We start from the raw sequence: 6,128 nt of genomic DNA on the forward strand, positions 1-6,128 counted from the left end.
GAACTGCTTTCCGGCGCGGACATGATTGCCCGATTCCTGCAGGATGAGGGCGTCGAATATATATACGGCTATCCCGGTGGTGCGGCGCTGCACATCTACGATGCGCTGTTCCGCCAGGACAAGGTCAAGCACATCCTGGTGCGCCATGAACAGGCGGCGACCCACGCCGCCGACGGCTATGCCCGGGCTTCGGGCAAGCCGGGCACGGTGCTGGTGACCTCCGGCCCCGGTGCCACCAATGCGGTTACCGGTATTGCCACCGCCTACATGGACTCGATACCCATGGTGGTACTGTGCGGTCAGGTGGCCAGCCACCTGATTGGCGAGGACGCCTTCCAGGAGACCGACATCATCGGCGTGACGCGGCCCATCGTGAAGCACAGCTTCTCGATCAAGCACCCGTCCGAGATCCCGGAAGTGCTCAAGAAGGCCTACTACCTGGCTTCTACCGGCCGCCCCGGCCCGGTGGTGGTGGACATTCCCAAGGACATGACCGCCCCCACCGAGCGCTACGAGTACATCTATCCCAAGAAGATCAAGATGCGCTCATACAACCCGGTGGCCCGTGGTCACACCGGCCAGATCAAGAAGGCCGTCGAGCTGATGCTCAAGGCCAAGCGGCCAATGTTCTACACCGGCGGTGGTGTGGTCACCGGCCGGGCCAGCGAGGGGCTCACCGATCTGGTCAAGCGGCTGGGCTATCCCATCACCACCACGCTGATGGGCATCGGCTCCTATCCGCAGAGCGATCGTCAGTGCCTGGGCTGGCTGGGCATGCACGGCTCCTACGAGTCGAACATGGCCATGCACCATGCCGACCTGATCATCGCCATCGGGGCACGTTTCGACGACCGGGTCACCAACAACACCTCCAAGTTCTGTCCCACGGCCAAGATCATACACGTGGACATCGACCCCAGCTCGGTCTCCAAGACCGTGCGCGCGGATGTGCCTATCGTCGGGCCGGCGGGCAGCGTGATCAACGAGATGATCAGCCTGCTGCAGGGCAAGGAGGTCGAGCATCCCGAAGCGCTGGGCGAGTGGTGGCAGAAGATCGAGGGCTGGCGTGAGGAGCGGGCGGGCAAGCTCTACGAACCCTCTCAGCCGGGCGAGCAGTTAAAGCCGCAGGAGGTGATCGAGGCGCTCTGCGAGATCACCCGTGGCGAGGCGTACGTGACCACCGACGTGGGGCAGCATCAGATGTTCGCGGCCCAGTACTACAAGTTCGACAAGCCCAACCGTTTCATCACCTCGGGTGGACTCGGCACCATGGGCTTCGGTTTTCCGGCGGCCATGGGCATCAAGCAGAACTTCCCGGACGAGCAGGTGATCTGCGTCACCGGCGAGGGCAGCTTCCAGATGATGATGCAGGAGCTGTCTACCTGTAAGCAGTTCGGCGGTGGCGTGAAGATCGTCAATCTGAACAACGCCTCCCTGGGCATGGTGCGTCAGTGGCAGGACCTCAACTACAAGTCGCGTCATGCGCACTCCTACATGGAATCGCTGCCGGACTTCAGCAAGCTGATCGAGGCATATGGCTTCACCGCGCTGCGGGTGGAGACGAAGGATGAGCTCGGCCCGGCCCTCGAGCGCACCTTCGCCGACAACCATGAGCTGGTGTTCCTCGACGTCATCGTCGACCCGCGCGAGCACGTTTATCCGATGCAGGTGCCCCTGGGCTCCATGCGTGACATGCTGCTTTCCAAGACGGAGCGGACCTGATGCGTCATATCATCTCGATTCTGATGGAAAACGAACCGGGCGCTTTGTCGCGGGTGGTGGGGCTGTTCTCGCAGCGCAACTTCAACATCGAGACGCTGAACGTGGCGCCCACCGAGGACCCGTCGCTCTCGCGGCTGACCGTAACCACCGTGGGCGATGACCGTGTGATCGAGCAGATCACCAAGCATCTCAACAAGCTGATCGACGTGATCAAGCTCGTTGACCTCACCGAGGGCAACCACATCGAGCGCGAGCTGATGCTGGTGAAGGTCAAGGCCCTGGGAGCGGCCCGAGACGAGGTCAAGCGCACGGTGGATATCTTTCGCGCGCAGATCGTCGACGTGACGCCCAGCCTCTACACCGTGCAGATTACCGGCGATGCCGGCAAGCTGGATGCCTTCCTGCAGGCCATGGGGCCGGTGGGCATTCTGGAAGTGGCGCGGACGGGAGTGTCGGGTATTGCCCGCGGCGATAAAGTCCTCAGCCTCTGATTCTTGCTGGTTGAAGCGCTCAGCCGCCCTTCGGGGCGGCTTTTTCGTTTCAGCGCTCCACGACTTCATCCCACAGTGCCTGGATCAGCGGGCTCTTCAGGCGGCGATTGAGCACGCAGAGCCCGACGTCGTAGTGGGGTAGCTCCGGCTTGACCGGGAGCACCCTGACTCGTTCGACGAGGGGGCTGTTGTCGAGCACGATCTTCGGCACCACGCCGACTCCGAAGCCCAGGCCGACCATGCTGACGATGGCCTCGTGGCCGGCGACCTGGGCATAGATGCGCGGGGCGACGCCCAAGGCCTTGAACCAGGTGTCGGTGTACTCCCGTGACAGACCCGCTTCGGAGAGGATCATCGGCACGTGCTGCCACTGTGTGACGGAGGGGGATTCGGGGGTGCCGGGGATCCAGTCGGCCTGGGCGGCGGGGGCGATGAAGACCAGTGGCGAGCGAGTCAGGGACTTGAAGGCGAGAGGACTCGGTACGCCGCGTGGTCTCGGGGTGATCGCCATGTCCTCTTCGCCGTCGAGTACCCGTGACATGGATTCGGCGGGATCGCCGGTATGCAGCTTGAGCTCGATTCTTGGGTGGCGCAGTCGAAAGTCGCTGAGTAGATCGTAGAGGAAGCTGTAGCTGGCGGTGACCGAGCAATAGATGCTGATCTCGCCGGCGAGTTCGTCGGCATGCCGGCTTAGCGTATGACGCAGCACCTCCCACTGCGCCAGGGTATCCCTGGCGTACTCCTGAAAGATCAGACCCTGGGGGGTCAGGGTCACATGGCGGTTGTCGCGCTCGAACAGCGACGCTTCCAGGATTTGCTCCAGTTGGCGGATGGTGCGTGAGAGCGTGGAAGGGCTGACGTGGCAGAGCTCGCTGGCACGACCGAAGTGCAGCGTATCGGCCAGGGCGAGAAATTGCTTGAGGGGGCGCATGTCCATGGCTGGATTATTTCATATTCCGGCATGTCGTGTTGCAAATATAGCGTTTTACGCAATATCAGTGCTGGCGTAAGGTGGCGGCATCGGATGGCAGGATGCCCAGTGCCGCAACAGACGGCGCGGGTGGCCATCAACGCTGACACCTCAACCCTTCGGTCAACCACTTCAGGAGCACATCATGCGCGTTTATTACGACAAGGATTGCGATCTCTCCCTCATTCAAGGCAAGAAGGTGACCATCGTCGGCTATGGCTCCCAGGGCCATGCCCATGCCAACAACCTGAAGGAGTCGGGCGTCGATGTCACCGTCGCCTTGCGCGCCGGCTCGTCCTCTGCCGCCAAGGCCGAGGCCGCCGGTCTCAAGGTTTCCGGTGTGCCGGAGGCCTGCAAGAGCGCCGACGTCGTCATGATCCTGGCGCCGGACGAGAACCAGAAGGCCATCTACGAGAACGAGGTCGAGCCGAATCTCAAGCAGGGGGCCACCCTGGCCTTCGCCCACGGCTTCAACATCCACTACAACCAGATCGAGCCGCGCAAGGACCTGGACGTGATCATGATCGCGCCCAAGGCCCCGGGGCACACCGTGCGCTCCGAGTTCGTCAAGGGTGGCGGCATTCCCGACCTGATCGCCATCCACCAGGATGCCTCCGGTACCGCCAAGGAACTGGCGCTCTCCTATGCTGCCGGTGTCGGCGGCGGCCGCAGCGGCATCATCGAGACCACCTTCAAGGACGAGACGGAGACCGACCTGTTCGGCGAGCAGGCGGTGCTGTGCGGTGGTGCGGTCGAGTTGGTCAAGGCCGGTTTCGAGACCCTCACTGAGGCAGGCTACGCTCCGGAAATGGCCTACTTCGAGTGCCTGCACGAGCTCAAGCTGATCGTCGATCTCATGTACGAGGGCGGCATCGCCAACATGAACTACTCCATCTCCAACAACGCGGAGTATGGTGAGTACGTGACCGGCCCCGAGATCATCAACGAGCAGTCGCGTGCGGCGATGCGCAATGCACTCAAGCGCATCCAGACCGGCGAATACGCCAAGATGTTCATCAACGAGGGCAACAGCAACTATCCTTCGATGACCGCTCGCCGTCGCCTGAATGCCGAGCACGACATAGAGCAGGTCGGTGCCAAGCTGCGCGGCATGATGCCGTGGATTGCTGCCAACCAGCTGGTAGACAAGTCCAAGAACTGAGCCTCGACTCGTCTGGACCACCTCAAGGGCGCGGGCTTCCGCGCCCTTGTCGTATCAGAAGGTAGCCGTGGCACTTTGCGCTTCGGTGACAGCGTGTAGAATGAAGTCATCGCCTTCGGGCGACTCCATTCTGGCAACGGACGAGATGAATGAGTCAGGATCCCCGCAATACCGAGCATGGCCCTCATGACGAGGGTGACGAGTCCGGCCCGAGCGAGCACGAACGGCTCCCTCCTGCCGAGGAAGATCTGGCTGCCGCTTTCGTTCGCGAAACGGAGGTTATCGAGGAGTCCATTGAAGACGGCAAGAAGGTGAGGCGCAGGGGAATCTATCTGCTGCCCAACCTGTTCACGACATCGGCGCTGTTTGCCGGCTTCTTCTCCGTGGTGGCCGGTATCAATGGTGACTTCACTGCGGCGGCGGTGGCCATTTTCATTGCCATGGTGCTCGACGGCCTGGATGGGCGTGTCGCCCGCATGACCAATACCCAGAGTGCCTTCGGTGCCGAATACGACAGCCTTTCCGACATGGTTTCCTTCGGCGTGGCCCCGGCATTGGTCGCCTTCACCTGGATTCTGCAGGACATCGGCAAGACCGGTTGGGTGGTGGCCTTCCTATACGTGGCCTGTGCCGCCCTGAGGCTGGCACGCTTCAATGTGCAGGTCGGCAGCGTTGACAAGAAGTGGTTCATTGGCCTGCCCAGCCCATCGGCTGCCGCTTTCGTGGCGGCAAGTGTCTGGACCTTCCACAGCTTCGATGCCGATGCCGTCGGGTTCAAGATTCTGATGCTGCTGGTGGTGGCTGCTGCCGGCGTGCTGATGGTCAGTAATATCCGCTACTACAGCTTCAAGGAGATCGACCTCAAGGGGCCGGTGCCTTTCGTGGTGCTGCTGGCCATCGTGCTGGGTTTCGTGGTGATCTCCATGCAGCCCTCGGTAATGCTGCTGCTGCTGTTCGGTGCCTATGTCGCATCCGGACCGACCCAGGCGATACTGCGCAAGATGAAGCAACCCACCGCTACTGGCTGATCCTGTCCACAGCCACTTGCCCGAAACCGCCTGTGGATGGGCGTTTCGGGCGGGCCGTGAAATTTTGCGACGAAAGTCCTTGCAGCGGCGACGCTCAGCCCTTAAAGTACGCATCCGCTGCCGGCAACGGGCAAACGTTACCGGCGGTGGAAGTGGAGAAAGTGCTTGTTTCTGTTTGGTTTTTTCGGATCGGCTGGTGAGATTCGCGATTGACAGAAGCGCCGGAGACGGTAGAATGCACGCCACGCTGAAGGCAGCCGGCGGTACCGGCGCTTCGATGGCACGCTCACTCCGGTGAGGCCGGCGAAGAGAGTTGACAAGCTCAGCCGATTCAGTAGAATACGCCTTCCTCGCAGGGCGCTGGCGAGGCCGCTGATAGAGTCAGCCGCCACGACAGCAAGCGAGACGCTCCGTGCTTTATCGGCCCGGAGCCGCTCTTTAACAATCGATCAGGTAATTCATGTGGGCGCTTGTCGATGAGGTGGTGAGAAGTCACACCATTTCAAGGCAAGCGACTCGTCGAAGGCCTTCGGGTCTTTTTGAGAAGCTTTGACCTTGAGCCAAGATTGGTTCGCTTTCAGCTGTCGCCTTCGGGTGGTGGCTGAGCAAGAACCGCAATGATTTGAAACTGAAGAGTTTGATCATGGCTCAGATTGAACGCTGGCGGCAGGCTTAACACATGCAAGTCGAGCGGTAACAGGTCCAGCTTGCTGATGCTGACGAGCGGCGGACGGGTGAGTAATGCATAGGAATCT

At 61.4% G+C, this 6,128-nt stretch carries 5 protein-coding genes and 1 rRNA gene; 5 read left to right on the forward strand and 1 reads right to left on the reverse strand.

The features are described from left to right. Both Q427_RS05600 and ilvN read left to right on the forward strand, forming a co-directional pair. Positions 1-1,722, forward strand: a 1,722-nt coding sequence (locus Q427_RS05600; RefSeq protein ID WP_051496158.1) for an acetolactate synthase 3 large subunit, incomplete at its 5' end; no start/stop codon positions are given. Next, positions 1,722-2,213: an acetolactate synthase small subunit gene (gene ilvN / locus Q427_RS05605; protein WP_043511804.1), complete on the forward strand. Its 492-nt coding sequence runs from the start codon at positions 1,722-1,724 to the stop codon at positions 2,211-2,213. The genes Q427_RS05600 and ilvN, both read left to right, overlap by 1 nt. 49 nt (positions 2,214-2,262) lie before the next feature. Here ilvN and ilvY read toward each other — a convergent pair whose 3' ends face one another. After that, positions 2,263-3,150, reverse strand: a complete 888-nt coding sequence (ilvY, locus tag Q427_RS05610) for an HTH-type transcriptional activator IlvY (RefSeq protein WP_043511805.1) — start codon at positions 3,148-3,150, stop codon at positions 2,263-2,265. 178 nt (positions 3,151-3,328) lie between these two features. On the opposite strand from ilvY, the gene ilvC reads away from it, so the two are divergent. The 3 genes from ilvC to Q427_RS05625 form a co-directional block, all read left to right on the forward strand. Beyond that, entirely contained in the window at positions 3,329-4,345 is a 1,017-nt protein-coding gene (gene ilvC, locus Q427_RS05615) for a ketol-acid reductoisomerase (RefSeq protein ID WP_043511806.1), read from the forward strand. 149 nt (positions 4,346-4,494) lie between these two features. Beyond that, positions 4,495-5,373: a CDP-diacylglycerol--serine O-phosphatidyltransferase gene (gene pssA, locus Q427_RS05620; protein WP_043511807.1), complete on the forward strand. Its 879-nt coding sequence runs from the start codon at positions 4,495-4,497 to the stop codon at positions 5,371-5,373. 625 nt (positions 5,374-5,998) lie between these two features. After that, positions 5,999-6,128 (forward strand): 16S ribosomal RNA (locus Q427_RS05625); the annotation flags it as partial.

It is taken from the genome of Halomonas sp. BC04 (assembly GCF_000568385.1).